At 66.5% G+C, this 1,746-nt stretch carries 2 protein-coding genes; both read right to left on the bottom strand.

The genetic code is table 11. From position 1 onward, the window contains the following. A partial coding sequence (locus AC27VN_RS40625; protein ID WP_490880386.1) for an NAD(P)(+) transhydrogenase (Re/Si-specific) subunit beta occupies positions 1-1,319 on the bottom strand: 1,319 nt, incomplete at its 3' end. Then, a complete protein-coding gene (locus AC27VN_RS40620; protein ID WP_093350473.1) occupies positions 1,316-1,645 on the bottom strand; it encodes an NAD(P) transhydrogenase subunit alpha part 2 in 330 nt (109 codons plus the stop codon). The genes AC27VN_RS40620 and AC27VN_RS40625, both read right to left, overlap by 4 nt. Positions 1,646-1,746 lie beyond the last annotated feature (101 nt).

Genomic DNA, 1,746 nt, shown 5'->3' with positions numbered 1-1,746 from the left:
GCGGCCATGGAGCGCTTGTTCACGATCACCGTCTTGGCCTTGTAGGCCTCCAGGATCGGCATGCCGTAGATCGGGCTGCCCTTGGTGTGCGCGGCCGGGTTCACCACGTCGTTGGCACCCAGGATGATCGCCACGTCGGCCTGGCCGAACTCGCCGTTGATGTCCTCCATCTCGAACACCTGGTCGTACGGCACCTCGGCCTCGGCCAGCAGCACGTTCATGTGCCCCGGCATGCGACCGGCCACCGGATGGATCGCGTACTTCACCGTGATGCCCTTCTCGGTGAGCTTGGCCGCGAGTTCCTTGACCGCATGCTGCGCACGCGCCACCGCCAGGCCGTAGCCCGGCACGATCACCACCGTCTCGGCATTGCCCAGCACGAAGGCCGCGTCGTCGGCGCTGCCGCTCTTCACGGGGCGCTGCTCCTTCGCGCCGCCCGTGGCCGCCGCAGCGTCGCCGCCGAAGCCGCCCAGGATCACGTTGAAGAACGAGCGGTTCATCGCCTTGCACATGATGTAGCTCAGGATCGCACCCGAGCTGCCCACCAGGCTGCCCGCCACGATCAGCATCGCGTTGTTCAGGCTGAAGCCGATGCCCGCGGCCGCCCAGCCCGAGTAGCTGTTGAGCATCGACACCACCACCGGCATGTCCGCGCCACCGATCGGGATGATGATCAGCACGCCCATCACGAAGGCCAGCGCGAGCATCGCGAAGAACGCGGTCCAGTTCTCCGTCGCCATGAACACGAGGCCCAGGCCCACGGTCGCCAGGCCCAGCACGAGGTTGAGCATGTGCTGGCCCGCGAACTGCACCGGCGCGCCCTGGAACAGGCGGAACTTGTACTTGCCCGAGAGCTTGCCGAAGGCGATCACCGAGCCGCTGAAGGTGATGGCGCCGATGGCCGCGCCCAGGAACAGCTCCAGGCGGTTGCCCGCGGGGATCGGATCGCCCTTGAGCGCGATGTTGAAGGCATGCGGCTCGGCCACGGCGGCCACCGCGATGAACACGGCCGCCAGGCCGATCATGCTGTGCATGAAGGCCACCAGCTCGGGCATCTTGGTCATCTCGACCTTGTTGGCCATGTAGGCACCGAGGCCCCCGCCCACGACCAGCGCGACCAGCACGTAGGCCAGGCCTTCGAGGTTGCCGCTGGCGAGCTTGTAGATCAGCGCGCCGGTGGTCAGCACGGCGATCGCCATGCCGGTCATGCCGAAGACGTTGCCGCGGATCGAGGTGGTGGGATGGCTCAGGCCCTTGAGCGCCTGGATGAAGCAGATGCTGGCCAGCAGGTACAGCAGGGTGACGAGGTTCATGCTCACTTGGAAGCTCCCTCGGCGGCTGCGGGCGCGGCCTTGCGCTCCTTCTTCTTGAACATCTCCAGCATGCGCCGCGTGACTAGGAAGCCGCCGAAGACGTTGACCGCCGCCAGCGCGACGGCCAGCACGCCCATGGTCTTGCCCAGGCCGGTCTCGGTGAGCGCGGCGGCCAGCATGGCGCCCACGATGACGATCGCCGAGATGGCGTTGGTCACGGCCATCAGCGGCGTGTGCAGCGCGGGCGTGACGGTCCACACCACGTGGTAGCCCACGTAGATGGCCAGCACGAAGATGATGAGGTTGATGACGGTGTGAGAGACGATGTCCATGATTTCTTCTCCTCGCGTGTTCGCTTACTTCTTCGTGACCTGGCCGTCCTGCGTGACGCGGCAGGCGGCGACGATGTCGTCCTCGAGGTCGATCTTCAGCG

The sequence above is a fragment of the Variovorax sp. 20P10.2.4 genome (assembly GCF_058244205.1).
The sequence above is the reverse complement of the archived record's forward strand: the minus strand, read 5'-3'. Positions and strand labels throughout refer to the sequence as shown.